Source organism: Tepidimonas charontis (assembly GCF_007556685.1).
GTDB lineage: Bacteria > Pseudomonadota > Gammaproteobacteria > Burkholderiales > Burkholderiaceae_C > Tepidimonas > Tepidimonas charontis.
The window spans coordinates 1-16,795 of sequence record NZ_VJON01000033.1 but is presented as its reverse complement, the minus strand read 5'-3'; the positions used below and the strand labels follow the sequence as shown (position 1 = coordinate 16,795).

The 16,795-nt window shown below is 68.0% G+C and carries 19 protein-coding genes; all 19 read left to right on the top strand.

Going from position 1 to position 16,795, the window contains the following annotated elements:
• Window positions 1-12 precede the first annotated feature (12 nt).
• The 19 genes from Tchar_RS09605 to Tchar_RS13750 all read left to right on the top strand — a co-directional run bounded on the left by Tchar_RS09605 (window position 13) and on the right by Tchar_RS13750 (window position 16,563).
• Entirely contained in the window at window positions 13-336 is a 324-nt protein-coding gene (locus Tchar_RS09605) for a GPW/gp25 family protein (protein ID WP_201739345.1), read from the top strand.
• A complete protein-coding gene (locus tag Tchar_RS09600; RefSeq protein ID WP_132962075.1) occupies window positions 333-1,157 on the top strand; it encodes a baseplate assembly protein in 825 nt (274 codons plus the stop codon). Before Tchar_RS09605 ends, Tchar_RS09600 begins: the two co-directional genes overlap by 4 nt.
• Window positions 1,150-2,544 (top strand): phage tail protein, encoded by a 1,395-nt coding sequence (locus tag Tchar_RS09595; RefSeq protein WP_161595496.1) that lies wholly within the window; start codon window positions 1,150-1,152, stop codon window positions 2,542-2,544. Before Tchar_RS09600 ends, Tchar_RS09595 begins: the two co-directional genes overlap by 8 nt.
• Before the next feature lie 3 nt (window positions 2,545-2,547).
• Window positions 2,548-3,240 (top strand): hypothetical protein, encoded by a 693-nt coding sequence (locus tag Tchar_RS09590; protein WP_132962073.1) that lies wholly within the window; start codon window positions 2,548-2,550, stop codon window positions 3,238-3,240.
• Window positions 3,241-3,253: 13 nt separating this feature from the next.
• Entirely contained in the window at window positions 3,254-6,448 is a 3,195-nt protein-coding gene (locus Tchar_RS09585; RefSeq protein WP_144328832.1) for a DUF4815 domain-containing protein, read from the top strand.
• Between the two features lie 11 nt (window positions 6,449-6,459).
• Window positions 6,460-6,669, top strand: a complete 210-nt coding sequence (locus Tchar_RS09580; RefSeq protein ID WP_132962071.1) for a hypothetical protein — start codon at window positions 6,460-6,462, stop codon at window positions 6,667-6,669.
• A gap of 26 nt (window positions 6,670-6,695) precedes the next feature.
• Entirely contained in the window at window positions 6,696-7,208 is a 513-nt protein-coding gene (locus Tchar_RS09575) for a hypothetical protein (RefSeq protein WP_144328831.1), read from the top strand.
• A gap of 14 nt (window positions 7,209-7,222) precedes the next feature.
• The gene (locus Tchar_RS09570; RefSeq protein WP_144328830.1) at window positions 7,223-7,534 is read left to right on the top strand and encodes a hypothetical protein; all 312 of its coding nucleotides are present in this window, start codon (window positions 7,223-7,225) and stop codon (window positions 7,532-7,534) included.
• A 13-nt stretch (window positions 7,535-7,547) separates the two neighbouring features.
• Window positions 7,548-8,969 (top strand): hypothetical protein, encoded by a 1,422-nt coding sequence (locus tag Tchar_RS09565; RefSeq protein ID WP_144328829.1) that lies wholly within the window; start codon window positions 7,548-7,550, stop codon window positions 8,967-8,969.
• Window positions 8,969-9,448: a hypothetical protein gene (locus tag Tchar_RS09560; RefSeq protein WP_161595495.1), complete on the top strand. Its 480-nt coding sequence runs from the start codon at window positions 8,969-8,971 to the stop codon at window positions 9,446-9,448. Before Tchar_RS09565 ends, Tchar_RS09560 begins: the two co-directional genes overlap by 1 nt.
• A complete protein-coding gene (locus Tchar_RS09555; RefSeq protein ID WP_132962066.1) occupies window positions 9,445-9,867 on the top strand; it encodes a DUF1353 domain-containing protein in 423 nt (140 codons plus the stop codon). The genes Tchar_RS09560 and Tchar_RS09555 overlap by 4 nt, the downstream gene beginning before the upstream one ends.
• A 66-nt stretch (window positions 9,868-9,933) precedes the next feature.
• The gene (locus tag Tchar_RS09550; protein WP_144328827.1) at window positions 9,934-11,130 is read left to right on the top strand and encodes a phage tail sheath C-terminal domain-containing protein; all 1,197 of its coding nucleotides are present in this window, start codon (window positions 9,934-9,936) and stop codon (window positions 11,128-11,130) included.
• Window positions 11,127-11,636, top strand: a complete 510-nt coding sequence (locus Tchar_RS09545; protein WP_132962064.1) for a phage major tail tube protein — start codon at window positions 11,127-11,129, stop codon at window positions 11,634-11,636. Before Tchar_RS09550 ends, Tchar_RS09545 begins: the two co-directional genes overlap by 4 nt.
• Window positions 11,637-11,639: 3 nt before the next feature.
• Window positions 11,640-11,879 (top strand): phage tail assembly protein, encoded by a 240-nt coding sequence (locus tag Tchar_RS09540; RefSeq protein ID WP_132962063.1) that lies wholly within the window; start codon window positions 11,640-11,642, stop codon window positions 11,877-11,879.
• A 139-nt stretch (window positions 11,880-12,018) separates the two neighbouring features.
• Window positions 12,019-14,781, top strand: coding sequence for a phage tail tape measure protein (locus Tchar_RS09535; protein ID WP_144328826.1), 2,763 nt, complete (start codon window positions 12,019-12,021; stop codon window positions 14,779-14,781).
• Window positions 14,782-14,793: 12 nt separating this feature from the next.
• Complete coding sequence (locus tag Tchar_RS09530; protein WP_132962061.1) at window positions 14,794-15,189, top strand: phage tail protein; 396 nt, start codon at window positions 14,794-14,796, stop codon at window positions 15,187-15,189.
• Window positions 15,186-15,392 carry a tail protein X gene (locus Tchar_RS09525; protein ID WP_144328825.1) on the top strand — a complete coding sequence of 69 codons (207 nt, stop codon included), beginning with the start codon at window positions 15,186-15,188 and terminating at the stop codon, window positions 15,390-15,392. The genes Tchar_RS09530 and Tchar_RS09525 overlap by 4 nt, the downstream gene beginning before the upstream one ends.
• Window positions 15,389-16,414, top strand: a complete 1,026-nt coding sequence (locus Tchar_RS09520; RefSeq protein WP_132962059.1) for a phage late control D family protein — start codon at window positions 15,389-15,391, stop codon at window positions 16,412-16,414. Before Tchar_RS09525 ends, Tchar_RS09520 begins: the two co-directional genes overlap by 4 nt.
• 2 nt (window positions 16,415-16,416) lie before the next feature.
• Window positions 16,417-16,563 carry a hypothetical protein gene (locus Tchar_RS13750; RefSeq protein WP_161595494.1) on the top strand — a complete coding sequence of 49 codons (147 nt, stop codon included), beginning with the start codon at window positions 16,417-16,419 and terminating at the stop codon, window positions 16,561-16,563.
• Window positions 16,564-16,795: the final 232 nt, after the last annotated feature.

The window sequence follows — 16,795 nt, the reverse complement described above, 5'->3', positions numbered from 1 at the left end:
CTCATGCAAGGCATGAACTCAGCCACCGGCCAGAGCCTGGCCGGGCTTGAGCACTTGAAGCAGTCGATCCGCGACATCCTGACCACCCGCATCGGAGAGCGCGTGATGCGCCGCGGCTACGGCAGCCGCGTGCCCGAGCTCGTGGACCGCCCAATCACGCCGGCGCTGGCCGCAGACCTCTACGCGGCGGCAGCCGAAGCCCTGGATGCCTGGGAGCCAAGGCTCAAGCTTGAGCGCGTGCGCGTGATCTCGGCCAGCGCAGGGCGCATCGCGCTTTTGCTCGAAGGGCTCTACCGGCCCGAGGGCGCGCAGGTCAAACTGGAGGTCACGCTGTGAGCCTGCAGGATTTGCCTGAGCCGGCCGTCATCGAGCCGCTTGGCTACGAGCCGATCCTGGCTGCGCTGGTGGCGGCGTTTCGCCAGCGCTACCCCGAGTACTCGGCGCTGGTGGAGTCCGACCCGGCCATCAAGCTGCTGGAGGTGGCCGCTTACCGCGAGATGATCCTGCGCCAGCGCATCAACGAGGCGGCCAAAAGCCAGCTCTTGGCCTTTGCCGCTGGGGCCGACCTCGATCACCTGGCGGCCTTCTACGGCGTGGAGCGATTGCCTGAGGAGCAGGATGAGGCGCTGCGCCAGCGCTGCAGAGCCCGCATCCAGGGCTTTGCCAACGCCGGGGGAGCTGCGCACTACCGCTACTGGGCGCTCTCAGCCAGCCCCGGCGTGCAGGACGTGGGGGTGGTCTCGCCGATGCCGGGGCTGGTGCGCGTTGCGGTGCTGGTCCGTGAGGGCGCGGATGCGCAGGCTGTCCTGGAGGCCGTCAGCGCGCAGCTGGCGCGCGAGGACGTGCGGGTGCTCACAGACACGGTGGAGGTGGTCGATGCGCAGATCAAGCGCGTGACGGTGCGCGCCACGCTGTGGCGGCTGCCGGGCACGCTGCCGCAGGCCATCGGGGCCATCGCAGAGCAGCTGCGGGCAACCATCCGCCAGCGCGCGCGCTTAGGGTGGGACGCGACGCGCTCGTGGCTGATGGCGCAGCTGCACCAGCCCGGCATCCACCGCGTCGAGCTCATCGCTCCTGCCGAGGACGCGCGCTGCGCGGCGCACGAGGCCGTGCGGCTCGAAGAAGTCGAGCTCATCGATGGAGGGGTCGATGAGTAATCACCTGCTGCCTGCCAACGCCACGGCGCTGGAGATCGCGCTCTCAGAGGCGATCGACATCGCGCATCTGGAGGCTGGCGCTGAGGCGATCCGCCGCTTCAAGGCCGAGCCGCCCGATTCGGCGCTGCCCTCTTTGGTGTGGGAGTATGCGCTGGAGGAGCTCTTGCCCTACCTGCCCGAGCCCAGGCTTGCGATCCGCGAAGGGGTGCTGTGGCAGCGCTTAAGAGGCACGCCGCGCTCGCTGGCGGTGGCGCTGTCCTGGATCGGCGCAGAGGCCGTCTTCGTCGAGCAGGAAGCCCCAGGCGGCGCGCACTGGGCCGAGTTCCAGATCGACCCGGGCAGGTGGCTAGAGTGGGAGGAGATCGGCCGCTTCATCGCGGTGGCCAGGCTCTCCGCGCCGGCCCGCTCGCGTCTTGCGCGCCTCTACCACGGCCACGACCGGCGACGCCTGATCCTGGGCCAAAGCGCCCTGGACGAGGCGCTCTTGTCGGACTACAGCGGCACCTTCTGGCGCGATGGCGCTACGCGCGTGTCTTTCGGCCGCCGTCACGACGCGGGGCAGACCCTCTGGGCGCTGGCCGCCAGCGGCCTCTTGCGCGATGCCGCGCATGGGCGCTTTGCGCGCTATGCGGACCGCTGCCTTTTGGATGAGATGGCCTTGGGCTGCCGGCCTGCGCCCAACCCGAGGATCGAGCATGCGCGCGCGCATGAGCGCGCGCAAGCGCTTGGCCTCCTGGGGCGGGCGCAGCAGCGGCCCGAGCGCACGTATTGCAAAGCGCAGGTCGCGCTCTCCGAGCAGTGGCCGCTGGGCGAGACCAACGCCTGCCTGCCCGCGCGGGCCTGGCAAGCGGCCGATGCGCCGATGCGCTTAGGCGATGCGATCTCCGAGGGCATCGGCGCGGGGCGTTGGGTCGAGATCACCGAGCGGCTGGAGCGCAGCGTTCAGGCGGCGCTGGCGATGCCGCAGGTCATCCTGGGCCGCTCTGAGAAGCGGCTCGTCTCGCAGGCCGCGCGCGCCGACCGGCATCTGCGCCTGTCGGACATGGCGCTCTCGGATGAATTGCCCAGCGGCTGGCAGCTTTCGCGCCAGGCCCATCGCGCCGCCGGCGCGGGCTGGATGTGGCCGGGCGGCTGGGCCTTGGGCGCGGGCCGCTGGCATGGCCTGGCCCATCCGCTTGGGACGCTGGGCGAGGCGGCCTCTGGCGTGGAAGTCATCCGCCCGCGCAGCGCCTCGATCAGCCTGCCTGCGATGAGCGAGGCCAGAGCCGGCTGCCACGCGCGATCGGCCCACTGGCGCGGCCAGCGCTGGGCGGGCCGCTGGCAGGCCAAATCCTGGAGGCAGGCAAGGGAATGCCTGCAGTCGCAACACACCACCACCACGGAGTAACCGATGGCCATTCTCACCCACTCCGGCCGCGCGGCGCTGGCGGCCTCTGTCAAGAACGAAGTCCTGCACCTGGCCCTGGGGCGCGGGCAGCCCTGGTGGGACTCCACCGCCCAGATCACGGCGGCGTTCGATGCGCAGGGGCGCATCGCGCTGCCGCATGCGCCCATTGCCCAGATCGCGGTCAAGTCTGCCAACGGGCAAACCACCTACGCCGCCGACCAAGACTACGCGGCCGATGCCCAGCAGGGGCTCATCACCCGGCTGGACACAGGCCAGATCGCGCCTGGGGCCAGCGTGCGGCTGGAGATCGCCTATGGCCGCCCGACCGAGAACGTCGCGGCCACGGCGCTTCTCGATGAGGTCTGCCGCCGCACGGTCGATGAGGTCTATTTCGTCGAGCCTGACCCCAATGGGGAGATTGCGCTGGCCACCGGGCGCTATCGGGTGAGCCAAGCCCCCACGCAGCATCTCTTTCTGCGCACCAAGTTCGACTTTGGCGATGCGGCCGGCAGCACCATCCGCGAGCAGGCCGTCTTCGTCGGCACGCAGGTTCAGGCGGGCCTGCCGCCGGGACAGCGGCTCTTCACCCCCGCCGAGATCGCATCGCCCGGCACGCTGCTCTTGCTCGAGCACGCGCCGCCCATCGTGCGGCAGGCCTCCACCCGCGAGACCTTCGAGTTCGTGCTGACCTTCTGAAGGAGCAGGCAAGATGCTTGAGCGCTACTACAACCGCTTCGATCCCGCCAAGCGCTACACGGAGCTTCTGTTTCGCGCGGGCGACGGGCTGCAGTCGGCCGAATTGAACGAGCTGCAAGCCATCTTGAAGCACCGCGTCAAGTCGATCGCTGACGCCGTGCTCAAGGACGGCGACCTCATCGAAGGCGGCGCGATCTTGATCGACCCGCAGACGGGCCAGACCACCTGCGCCGCCGCGCGCCTCTATCTCGCCGGCTCAGTGCATGAGGTGCCGGCTGCGACCTTTGCGCTGCCCACCACGGGGCGCGTGACGATTGGCGCGCGGCTGCGCCGCCGCACCATCACCGAGCTTGACGACCCGTCCTTGCGCGACCCGGCGGTGGGCACGCGCAACTATCAGGAGCCCGGCGCAGGCCGCCTGGAAGAAACCGTCGTCTGGGGCTGGGTTGGGGATGCTGCATCTGATGGGCAAACAGGCGAGTTCTACCCCATCGCCACGGTGATCGAGGGCGTGCTGCAGAACAAGGAACGCCCGCCGGCCTTCGATGGCGTGACGCAAGTCGTGGCCCGCTACGACTTCGAGGCCAACGGGCACTACATCGTCGATGGATTCGAGACCCGCTTCCTTGAGCGCCGCTCGGATGGCAAGCTCGTCTTTCAGGTCAAGGCCGGCACCGCCAATGTCCTGGGCTACAAGGTCGAGCGCGCGCACGATGAGCGGCTCGTCCTGGATTTCGATCCCGATCTGGCCACCGTCTTGGCCGAGCCGCGCGTCTTCACGCCCGACGCGCAGGGCAAGATGCGCGTGACCACGGGCTATGCGCCCATTGCGCGCGTGGTGCGGGTGCAGGGCACCAAGAGGAAGACCGTCACGGTGGCCCACGGCGTCTTCTCGGGGGCCACCGACACCCTGCCCGATGCGGCGGTGGTGCAGGTGCTGGAGGTCAAGCAGGGCGCAACCGTCTATCAGGCTGGAAGCGACTACACGGTGGCGGGCAACGCGCTCAACTGGTCGCCGGCCGGCGCAGAGCCCGCCCCGGGCTCCAGCTACACCGTCACCTACGACTACATCGCGCAGCTTACCCCCACCGAGATCGACGAGGAGGGCTTCACCGTCGAGGGGCTGGTGGCGGGCACCTTGGTGCAGACCGACTACGAGTGGAGGATGCCGCGCATGGATGCGCTGTGCCTCTCCCGCGATGGGCTGATCCAGCGCATCAAGGGGGTGTCGGTCGAGCGCAGCCCTGTGGCCCCATCGGTGCCGCCGGATCTCTTGCGCCTGTGCGATCTCGCTTTCACGTGGCGCAACACGAGCCCGGTGCGGGTGCTGGCCTCCGGCGTGCGCGCGGTGCCCACGGCCGAGCTTGAGGCCATGCGCTCGGACATCGGCCGGCTCTTCGATCTCGTGGCCCGCGAGCGGCTGTCCAACGACATCACCTTGCGCGAGCCGGCGGCCAAGAAAGGGGTCTTTGCCGATCCGTTCCGCGATGACGACCTGAGAGACGCGGGCGCGTCGCAAAACGCCGTCTGCGTGCTTGGGCAGCTCATGGCCCCGATCGCGGCGACCCCCTTGGGGCCGTATCTGACGGCGATCCAGACCCTGCCGCACGCCTACCGCGCGGTGCTGGAGCAGACCGCGCGCACCGGCACCATGAAGGTCAACCCGTATCAGGCGGCGGAAGTCGCGCCGGCGCAGGTGACGCTCACGCCGGCGGCGGATTACTGGCAGGAGACCGCGACCCAGTGGGCGGCAGCGGTGACCGAAAGCTTCGTGTGGGGCTCGGGGTCGCTGGCTTCCAGCAGCACGAGCCGAAGCGTGGAGACGGTCTCGCGCACTGAAACTGCGATTCCGACCCTGCGGCCGATCACAGTGGCGGTGCGGGCCGCGGGCTTTGGGCCGAACGAGAGCGTGTCGGCGATGCGCTTCGATGGCATCGCGCTTGCCGTGCCCACGGGCCTCAAGGCCGATGCCCAGGGGGTGGTGCAGACCACGTTTACGATCCCCTCGGGCGTGCCCTCTGGCGTCAAGCGCTTCGAGATCGAGGGTTCTGGCGGCTCGCGCGGGCAGGCCAACTTCGAGGGCCGCGGGGTGCTGGTGACGGTCACGCAGCGCGAGCGCATCCGCACCGACACCTGGCGCTGGGACCCGCCGCCGCCACCTCCGCCGCCCGTGTGGTGGGGCTGGGACCCGCTGGCGCAGACCTTCACCTTGCCCTCCGCGCAGCAGGTCGCGGCGGTGGAGCTGTGGTTCACGGTGCGCGGCAGCCGCGCGGTGACGGTGCAGATCCGCGAAACCATCGCCGGCATGCCTTCTCGCGCGGTGCTGACCGAAGGGCGCATCGAAGCCTCGGCGATTCAGACGACAGGGACGACCCGCATCGTCTTTGACCGCCCCGCGCGGCTGGAGGGCGGCGTGGAGTATGCGCTGGTGGTGCTGACCGACGATGCGGACTGCGCGGTGGCGATTGCGGAGCTGGGCAAGTGGGACAGCGCCAACGGCCGCTGGGTGACTGCGCAGCCGTATCAGGTCGGGGTGCTGCTCTCCAGCTCCAATGCCAGCACCTGGACGGCGCATCAGGACAAAGACTTGGCCTTCCGGCTGCTGGGTGTGCAGACCACGCAGAGCAGCCGCGCGGTGACGCTGGCCACTCAAGTCCAGGTCACCGATGCCACCGACCTGATGGTGCTCGGGGCGGTGGAGCTGCCGGCCACCGGCTGCGCGGCGGTGGCGCGCGTGACCCTCGAAGGCGGCCGGGTGCTCACCGCCCCGCCCAACACGACGATCCGGCTGGAGGCCCCCTACACGGGCAAGGTGGACGTGGCGCTGGACATCACCGGCACGGCAACCGCCACGCCCGTGGTCTATCCCGGCTGGCAGCTCGTCGCGGGGACGCTGGCCGCCAACGCGACCTACGTCTCGCGCGCGATTCCGGCGGCGGCCAGCTTCAAGGCGCGGGTGATCGCCGAGGTGTTCGCGCCGGGATCAAGCAGCGTCACGGCGAAAGCCGAGTCGGGCACCGCCGGGCAGTTTGCGAGCCTTCCGGTGGTCAAGGCTGAGCCCATCGGCGATGGCTGGGTGGAGATCGAGTGGTCGGCGGCTTCGCTCTCGGGCGTGGGGGCGGACAAGACCACGCGCGTGCGGCTGGAGATCGCGAACTCCGCAGCCCATCGCGCGGCGGTGCGAGCCTTGCGCGCGGTGATCGTCTGACGGAGGCGGCCATGATCGATGAGCGCACCCAGCACTACGGCTTGCCGCTGCCGCACCCTGAGAACCTCTTGGAGGAGGACGTCGGGCGCATCCGGCTGGCCTTTGAGCAGGTCGATGGGCTCATCCACGCCCACGCCACAGCGCGGCAGCAAAGCGATGCGCAGATGCTTGAGTGGCAGCGCCGACAGCGGCTGCGCCTCTTTCACCACATGGATTTCTGAGGAGATCAGTCATGGCACGAGACCCCTTGCTGCGCGACGCCGTGCAGGCGATCAAGCAGAAGATCATCAACGGCGCAGCCACGGCCACGCCAGAGGAACTGGCCTATCTCGGCACCGCAATCGACCGCATCGGCGGCCGCGCCACGGTGCTGGAAGTCGAGGAGATGGGCGACATCAAGATCGAGGAGATCACCGAGCACGCCGATCAGGTCAAGTCGGCGGCGATTGCCAACATCACATCGACCAAGAACGCGGCTGAGGCCAGCATCAACTCGACCAAGAACGCAGCCGAAGCCAGCGTCACGACTACGAAGAACGCGGCTGAGGCCAGCATCAATTCGACCAAGGATGCGGCCATTGCCGCCGTCAACACGGCGTCCAACGCCGCCATCACAGCGGCCAACAACAACCGCGACGCGGTGATCGCGCAAGCGAACGCCGCCAAGGACGCGATGCTGGCCGACATCGCGGCGGCGGCGAACTCGGTGACGCAGCAATTCACCTTCGGCGCGCGCGCTTTCTTCTACGCCCAGCTTTGAGAAAGGAGTGATCCATGAGCCTGCTTGCTTCTTCCCGCCCGGCGGCGGCGCAGACGGTGGCGGTCTACACCGTGCCCACCCAGCGCCGCGCCACGATCAACATCAACTGCTGCAACGTGGGCGCGTCATCGGCCCGCGTGCGTCTGGCGGTCTCCGCCGATGCGACGCCAGCGGACGCCCAGTGGATCGAGTGGGACGCGGCGCTTGATCCGTCCGGGGTGCTGGAGCGCACCGGCATTGTGCTTTCCGCTGGGCAAAAGCTCTTTGCCCGCTCGGACACCGGCGCGGTCAATGTGGCGGTCTGGGGTATTGAGGAAATTGCCTGATAGGGGGTAGGACATGGGACGCAATTTGATGACGGCTACCCAGCCGCAACGCATCTGGGAGCGTGAGGCTTACAGCGCCCGCCCGCTGTGGGAGTATGTGACCCAAAACAGCAGCGCAACCTCGCAATGGCGCGCGGTCTATGGGCCGACTGACACGGTCAACTATCTGGAATACACGCCGCTGGGCTCACAGAACAACAGCCGCAGCCGCTCATGGGGCCGAAACACTGACGAGGCCACAAGCCACTATCCATTGGTCGGCAATACCACCTCGGGGTCAACCTCATCGTCGTGGTCGCCGTCGAGCGGCTATTGGGGCATCACGGGCTTTACCAACACCGGCACCTGCAACAACTGGTATTCGTCGGTGACGGAGTTCGGCTACATCGACGGCACTGACGCGGCCAACGTGCTGCGCTATTCGACCCCGGTGATCCTGCCGGCCATCGAGCTGCAGAACTTCGAGCTGATCACGCTGAACACCACGGTCGGGGTGTATCCGATTGGTGCCACCTGGGCGGCGCACGTCAGCAACACCGCATTCCCGCGCGTGGATGTGACGCAGCTGACCGGCTTTCAGGCGGCCACGGGACAAGTGGCGACCAACTTTGGCATGGCCTGCTACAACGCACGGATTGGCGTCTATGCGCTGCTGCTGCGCACGGGCACGAGCGGGGCGAACTACCGGCTGCACCTGTTCCCCATCGGGCCGGGCATCCGCGCACACACGACCTATGCCGAGCTCCTGGCGGCTTTCCAGGCGTCGATGTCGGGCTATCGGTTCGTGGACATCACGCTCAACGGTCTGTCCTACACCGGCACGGAGAACGACCGCTACGCGCACCGGCTGTGCCTGTGCGACGACGGCACGCTGTGGATCGTGGTCACCGACACCAGCAACAGCACGTCCGGCGCCCAGGGCCTGCGGGTGTTTCGCGTCACGTCTTCTGTGATGAGCGCCACTGGCACGCTGACACTCAGTCAGTACGTGCAAAGCGCCACGAGCGGCGCGCACTACGGGCTGAGCACGGACGCGTATTACGCTACGCGCTTCATGTTGTCGGACGACCAGAGCGTGATGGCGGTCTACACCCACCACCACTACTACCTGAGCGGTGCGGTGGGGCGCTTCCTGCCGACCGATTCGGTCAACAACACGGCGCTGGGTTGCCGGGGGTTTCTGTACAACGACAGCAGCTATGGCTTTTCGATTGCGCCGGTAGGCGGCAGCGCCTTTGCCATCTGCCGGGGCCACGACAAGAACGGCGCCCAGGCGCATCTGTGGTTCCTCGATCCGCGCTTCTCGACGCTCGCCGAGACCGGCAGCGACACCACGATGCGCACGGTCGTCGGGGCCTATCCGCAGCGCGAGGACGGCACGATGTATCAGGCTCAGTTCGTCAACAAGATCCTGCCGCTGGATCGGTTCAAGTGATGGAGGGGGTGGAAGCGATGTTGTATCTGCATTTCGATGAGAGCGGGCGCTTTGTCGGCAAGACGAGCGATCCCAATGACGGCTACTTCAGCTTCAAGGTCAGCAAGGGCAAGGAGCTTGGCGAGCGCTTCTCGGTGGTCGATGGCAAGCTGGTCGACAACTTCCCCGGCAAGACCGACGAGGAGGTGCTCTCGATCCTGGCCGAGCAGGCCGCCCAGTCGGTCGAGGCGGCCGCCGAGCCGGCCAAGCCGACCCCGCGCCCCATCACGAAGCTCGCCTTTATGGAGCGCTTCACCGACGAGGAGCTGGCTGCCATCTACGCGGCGGCCAAGACGGATGTGCGGGTGGAGGTCTTGATGGACAAGATGAAGCTCGCCAGCGAGATCGATCTCGCCGATCCCCGCACGCGAGCGGGCGTTGAGGCGCTGGAGACGCTGGGGCTCATTGGCCAGGGCCGCGCGGCTGAGGTGCTCTCGTGAGCAGCTTCACCACCCCCGCGATCCTGGAGATCGTGGGGCCAAACCGCTGGCGGCTCGTGGAGCCCTTCGAGTACCACGTCGGCGAATACCCCTCCACAGACGTCATCCGCGTGCCCAAAGGGTTCGAAACCGACCTGGCCTCGGTGCCGCGCATCTTCTGGCCGATCTTCCCGCCGCAAGGCCGCTACGCCAAGGCCGCCATCTTGCACGACTGGCTCTACGCCTTGGGGCCGGCGGGCGATGAGGCCGCAAGACGCCGGGCGGATGACATCTTTGCCGAAGCGATGGCGGTGCTCGGGTGTCCTGCCTGGCAGCGCTGGGTGATCCACCGCGCCGTGCGGCTTTTTGGCGGCTCCGCCTTTGGCCGCTCGGATCATCCCTTCGATGTGGCCGCCCGCCAGCAGCGCGGAGCAGGCTGACCATTCACGGCTTGCCCATCCCAGGCCGCGCCAGCGGCCTTTTGCGTTTCTTGAGGAGACCCTCCCATGTCCGAGACCTTCCTGCATGGCGTGGAGGTCGTCGAGATCGACGACGGCCTGCGCCCCATCCGCACCGTTCGCTCCTCGGTGATCGGCCTCATCGGCACCGCGCCCGAGGCCGATGAGAGCGCCTTTCCGCTTGACACCCCCGTGCTGATTGCCGGCAGCCGCCGCGAGGCGGCTAAGCTCGGCGCTGCCGGCACGCTGCCGGCAGCCATCGATGGCATCTTCGATCAGGCCGGCGCGGTGGTGGTCGTCGTGCGCGTCGCGCAAGGCGCAACCGAAGCCGCCACGCTTGCCAACGTCCTCGGCGGGGTGGACGCCGCCACGGGGCAATACCGCGGCCTGCACGCCTTCCTGGCGGCCCAGTCGGTGGTGAAGGCCACGCCGCGCCTTCTCATCGCGCCGGGCTTCACGCACCAAAAGCCTGCCGACCCGGACGACCCCGACGGCAAGCTGGCCAATCCGGTGGTGGCAGAGATGCTGGCGATCGCCGAGCGGCTGCGCGCTGTCATCATCGCCGACGGTCCCAACACGAACGATCAGGACGCCATTGCCTACCGCCAAGACTGGGGCAGCCCGCGCGTCTATGTCGTCGACCCCTGGGTCAAGGTCATGAAGGGCGAACAGATAGCGGTCGAACCTGCCTCGGCCCGCGTAGCAGGCTTGATCGCCAAGCTCGACAACGACCGTGGATTCTGGTGGAGCCCCTCGAACAACATCCTCCACGGCGTCATCGGCACGGCGCGTCCCATCGACTTCGCGCTGGGCGACCCCAATGCCCGCGCCAACCTGCTCAACGAGCAGGAAGTCGCCACCATCATCCAGGAAGACGGCTACCGGCTATGGGGCAACCGCACCTGTTCGTCCGACCCCAAGTGGGCGTTTCTCTCGGTGCGGCGCACCGCCGACATGATCAACGAGTCGATCCTGCAGGCCCACCTGTGGGCGGTAGATCGCAACATCACCAAGACCTACGTCGAAGACGTGCTCGAAGGCGTCAACGCCTATCTGCGCCACCTCAAGGCCAAGGGCGCGATCCTGGGCGGGCGCTGCTGGGCGGATGAAGAGCTCAACACGCCGGATCAGATCGCCCAAGGCAAGGTCTATTTCGACTTCGAATTCACCGCGCCTTACCCCGCCGAGCGCATCACCTTCCGCTCGCATCTTGTCACAGACTACATCGTGGAGGTCTTCCGATGATCCAGCTGCCCAAGGTTCTGAAGAACATGAATCTCTTCGTCGACGGGCGGGGCTTTGCCGGCCGCGTCGACGAAATCCAGCTGCCCAAGCTCGCCTTGAAGACCGAGGAGCACAGAGCCGGCGGGATGGATGCGCCCATCGAAATCGATCTCGGCATGGACAAGCTCGAGGCGGAGCTCACCCTTTCAGACTACGACCCGCAGGTCTTCAAGCTCTTTGGCCTGCTGGATGTTCAAGCCACGCCGATCACGCTCAGAGGCGCGATCCAAGCGCAAGGCGAAGCGGCCAAGCCCGTGGTGGTCAACCTGCGCGGCGGCCTCAAGGCCATCGAGCCCTCGAGCTGGAAGATGGGCGACAAAAGCACCGTCAAGCTCTCGGTGGCCGCCTCCTACTACAAGCTTGCGATCGACGGCGAGGAGCTCATCGAGATCGACGCGATCAACCTCGTGCGCAAGGTGGGCGGCGTCGATCAGATGGCGCGCATCCGGCAGGCCATTGGAGTCTAAGCGATGGAGCGCATCCCCCTGACCTACCCCATCGAGCATGAGGGCTTGCGCATTGCGGAAGTGGGCCTGCGCCGCCCCACGGTGGGCGACCACCTGCTGGTGGCCAAGCTCAACCTTTCGGATGCCGAGCGCGAGGTGCGGCTCATTGCCAACCTCGCGGAGCTGCCGCCGGAGGCGATCCTGAAGCTGGACCTGAAGGACTACGCGGCGATCCAGCGGGCGCTTTCGGGTTTTTTGTCGTAAGCGAGGGGCTTGCTGAGCTCGTGGTGGAACTGGCTCTGTACACCCACTGGCCGCGCTCGGAGATTGTCGCGATGGAGATCGATGACTTCCTGCAGGCGCTTCTGACCGCGCGCAGGCTCTCCCATCCTGAAGGGCAGGCATGACAAGCGCAACCTTTCCGCTGTCGGTCGAGATCGGCGCGGTGCTGTCCTCCAGCCTTGGGGCGGCGCTGCGCTCGGCTGAGGGGCAGCTAGGCCGCCTGGGCGCAGCGCTGGCCAGGCTTGAGGGCAAGTCTGCGGGCATCGCCAGGCTGGAGGCCCTGCGCGCGCAGGCGGCCGAAGCCGGGCAAGCCTGGCGACGGGCGCAGCAGGAGGTAGCGCGCTTTCAGGCCGACAAGGCCTCCGGGGCGCTCACCCCCAAGGGGGTGCTGGCGGCGCGCCAGCGCGTTGAGGCGCTGCAAGCAAAGCTCTCGGATGCGAGCCTGCCTGAGTCTCGCCGCCTGCGCCTCATGCGCCAGCTCGAAGCCGCCCAGGCGCGGCTGGCCGAAAGAGAGGCTCAGGCCGAAGCGCGCCATGCCCGCCAGCTTGAGCGGCTCATCGCCCAGGCGGGCCGCGCCAAGGAGGCCTTCGGGCAGCTGAAAGCCGCCATCGCCGAAGAGCAGGCCGCGCTTGAGAAGGCAGGCATCGCCACGGGGCGGCTTGCCGCCGAGAAGGTCAAGTTGGGCCAGGCGCTTGAGGCCGTCAAAGCCAAAACCCAGGCGCTGGCCCAGGCGCAGGCCGCGCAGCAGGCCAACCTCGAGCAGCGCAGCGCCTACCGCGCCCAGCTCATGGACGCAGCCGCCCTAGGGGCCTCGCTCTATGGGCTCATCAAGCCTGCGGTGGCGTTTGAGTCGGTGATGGCCGACGTCAGGAAGGTGGTCGACTTCGAGACGCCTGCGCAGTTCGCGCAGATGTCCAAGGACATCCTGCAGCTGTCCACCCGCATCCCGATGGCCGCTGAGGGCATCGGCCAGATCGTGGCCGCCGCAGGCCAAGCCGGCATCGCGCGCGAGGAGCTCGTGCGCTTTGCCGAAGACGCCGCCAAGATGGGCGTGGCCTTTGACCTCACAGGCGAGCAAGCCGGAGCCGCGATGACGGGGCTGCGCTCGATCTTTGCGCTTGCGCAAGATGAGGTGGTGCGGCTCGGAGACGCCTTCAACCACCTCTCCAACAACATGGACGCCACCGCTGCCGGGCTGCTCAATGTGGCCAACCGCAGCGGCTCCACCGCCAAGCTCTTTGGGCTCACGGGCGCGCAGCTTGGGGCGCTTGGAGCCACGTTCCTGGCGCTGAAGACCCCGCCGGAGGTGGCCGCCACCGGCATCAACGCGCTGCTCTTGAAGCTCGCCACCGCCGACAAGCAGGGGAGCAAGTTTCAGGAGGCGCTCGAAGGCATTGGTCTGTCGGCAGGCGTCATGAAGGAGATGATCCGGCGCGATGCGCAAGGGGCGCTCATCACCTTCCTTGAGCATGTGGCGCGCGCGCCCGACGTCATGGGGGCTTTGTCCGACCTCTTTGGCGCGGAGTATGCGGATGACATCGCCAAGCTCGTGGGCTCGCTTGACCTCTACCGCCAGGCGCTGGGGCTGGTCGCGGATGAGGCAGCCTACGCCGGCTCGATGCAGCGCGAGTACGAGGCCAGAGCCGCCACCGCCGCCAACCACCTGCAGCTCTTGAAGAACCAGATGAGCCGGCTGGCCATCACGGTGGGCAATGCGCTGCTGCCGGCTTTCAACGCCCTGCTTGGGGCCATCTCCAAGCCCATCGAGGGCCTGGCGGCGCTGGCTGAGCGCTTTCCGCTGGTCACGCAGGTCGTCGTGGGCGCAACCGCCGCCGTGGCGGGGCTCAAGATCGCCACGATCGCGCTGGGCTATGCCTGGACGTTCGTCAAGGGGCCGATCCTGGCGGCCAATACCGCATTCCAATCGGTGCGTGCTGGACTGGCGCTGCTGCAGGCGCAGGCCATCGCCACGGGGTCAAGCGCTGGCCTTCTGTCGCTGGTCTGGAGCCGCATTCAGACGGGCGCCCTCGGGCTGATCGCCCCGGTCAAGTCAGCGGCGCTGGCCTTCTGGGCCATGCTGCCGGCGGCCAAAGCGACAGCAGCAGCTCTGCTCGCCAACCCGATCACCTGGATCGTGGCGGGCATCGGCGCAGCCGTCGCCGGCCTGGCGCTTGCGATCCGCCGATACTGGCAGCCGCTTGCCGCCTGGATCGGAGGATTCTGGCAGGGGATCCAGGAGGGCATTGCGCCTGCCGCGCAGGGCATCGCGCAGGCGCTAGCGCCCTTGGAGCCCCTCGGCCGCGGCATCGCCTGGGTCTTCGGCTCGGTGGCTGAGGCCTTCTCGGGGGCTTGGCGCTTCATCGGCGAGCTCATCAGCCCCGTCAGGGCGACCTCGCAGGAGCTGCAGGCGCTCTCCGCCAGCGGGCATTCGGTCGGGCAGGCCATCGGCAAGACGCTGGGCTGGGCGCTTGAAGCCATCACCGCGCCGCTCAGAGCTGTCTGCGCCCTCATCGAGCTGCTGGGCGCAGGAATGGCCAAGGTCGCGCAGGGCATCGACTGGCTCAAGACCAAGGCCGCGGGCCTTGCCAGCCTGCAGCCAGCAGCGGCGCTGTCGTGGCTCAAGGACCAGGCCCAAGCAGGCGTGGGCCGGCTCATGGGCGGTCGCGCAGGCGCGCCCGCGCAGCCTGCCCAGGCCATGCGTGCCGGCATGCCTGCCGCGCAGCCCGTGGCGCGCGCCTCAAGCGTGCAGGCAACGTACTCCGCCCCCATCACGATCCATGCGCCGGCCGGCGCGGATGCGCGCGAGATGGCCCGGCTGGTCGATGAGCGGGTAAGAAGCGCGCTGAAGGATCAATCGCGCCGCCTTGGGGCGCTGTACGACTGATGGGGCAGCCTCATGCCGCAGACGATGATGACGCTGGGCGGATTTCCCTTTGCGCTGGAGACGGCTGCTTACGAGCAGCTGGTCTTGTCGCAATCCTGGCGCTGGCCCAAGCACGATCGGCTTGGGCGCGAGCCTGCGCTGCAGTTCGTGGGGGCGGATGCCGCCGAAATCGAGCTCGAAGGCGCGATCTATCCGAGCTTGCGCGGCGGGCTTGGCGCTATCGAGCGGCTGCGCGAGCTCGCTGGCCAAGGCCAGCCCCTCATGCTGACCGATGGCTTGGGGCGCGTGTGGGGGCGCTGGGTCATCGCCCAGGTCAGCGACACCCGCTCGGTCCTCATGGACGACGGGCAGGCCAGGAAGATCGTCTTTCGCATCACGCTCAAAGCCTACGGGGAGGATGGCCGATGACCCAGGAGATCATCGCGCAGGAGGGCGAAACGCTCGATGCGGCGCTGTGGCGCGTCTTGCGCCGCACCGACATCGCCCCCCAGGTGCTGGAGGCCAATGCGCAGCTGGCGCGGCTGCCGATCAAGCTGCCCGCTGGCGCGCGCATCCTCGTGCCCGATTTGCCCGAGCCGCCCGTGCAGTCCATCGTGAGGCTGTGGGGATGAGGCCGGCCTTTCGCATCCTGGCAGGACGCGCCGATGTGACGGCAGCCATTCGCGAGCGGCTGCTGGAGCTTGCCATCGTCGATGAGGCCGGCATCGAGTCCGATGAGCTGCGCTTGACGCTCGACGACCGCCGAGGCGAGGATGGCGCGATCGCTCAACTTCCCGGCATCGGCGCGCGGCTGGAGGTCGCCCTGGGCTACGAGGAGACGGGCATCATCCCGATGGGGGTCTTCCTCGTCGATGAGATTGAGCTGTCCAGCCCGCCGGCCACGCTTGTGGTGGCGGCGCGCGCCGCCGAGCTCTCAGGCCCCTTGCGCTCGCCCAAAACCCGCTCCTTTGACGGCCTCACGCTTGGCGAGCTTGCCCGGCGCATCGCCGCCGAGCACGGCATGCAGGCCCGCATCGATGCGGCGCTCGATGGCGTTGCGCTGGGCCACATCGACCAGACGGCCGAGTCGGACATCGCGCTCTTGACGCGGCTGGCCGCCCTTTATGACGCCATCGTCAAGCCCGCAGGGGGCTTGCTGGTCGTGGCCCGCCGCGCAGCAGGCCAGTCCGCCAGCGGCCAAGCCATGCCGGTGATCGAGCTCAAGGCGCGCGACCTCATCGAGTGGCGATACCGCCATTCGGCAAGACGCCCGGCGGGATCAGGCAAGCCCGAAGACGGCTCCTCCACCCCTGCCAAGGGGGGTGTGAAGGCCTACTGGTGGGATTTCGAGGCCGGCCAGCGCCAAGAAGTGACCGTGGGCCGGCCGCCCTATGCGGAGCTCAAGCACGTGCATGTCTCGCGTGAGAAGGCCCTGGCCGCGGCCCAGGCCGCCTTGCGCACAGGGGCAAGACAGCAAGGCGAGCTCAGCCTCACGCTGCCCGGCGATGCGCGGCTTGTGGCCGAGTGCCGCCTGCGCCTGCGGCTTCGCCCCGGCGTGCCTGAGGCGTGGGTGGTCAGCCGCGCCGAGCACCGCTTCGGCCCCCAGGGCTACGTGACGCAGCTTGAGTGCAACCTTCCCAACCCAGAATCCTAGCCATGCACGACAAAGACCCCACCGCCTATGGCCTCATCACCTACCTGTGGGTCACGGGGCTGGCCGCCTGGGGCGGCCTGGTGAGCTTTTACCGCCGCGTCAAAGCCGGCGAGTCAAGCTTTGCCAACCTCTTTGTCAAGGCAAAGTAGAAATGTCCGCCCTCTGAGCAAGTTAGAAATGTCCGGTTTGACGCCGAAGGTATGTCCTCATGGGCTGGCCCATGGGCCAGCCCATGAGGGCGGAGCGCTGAAGAGACGACGCCAGGGGTGCTCAGGGCCGGGACACCATGGCTGTTTGACTTGGCGCGCTTTGAGGATGTCATCCACCCGCGCATTGAGCGTCTTGTCATCGACGGCGCTGGGGGTGGCTGGAGCAGGATCG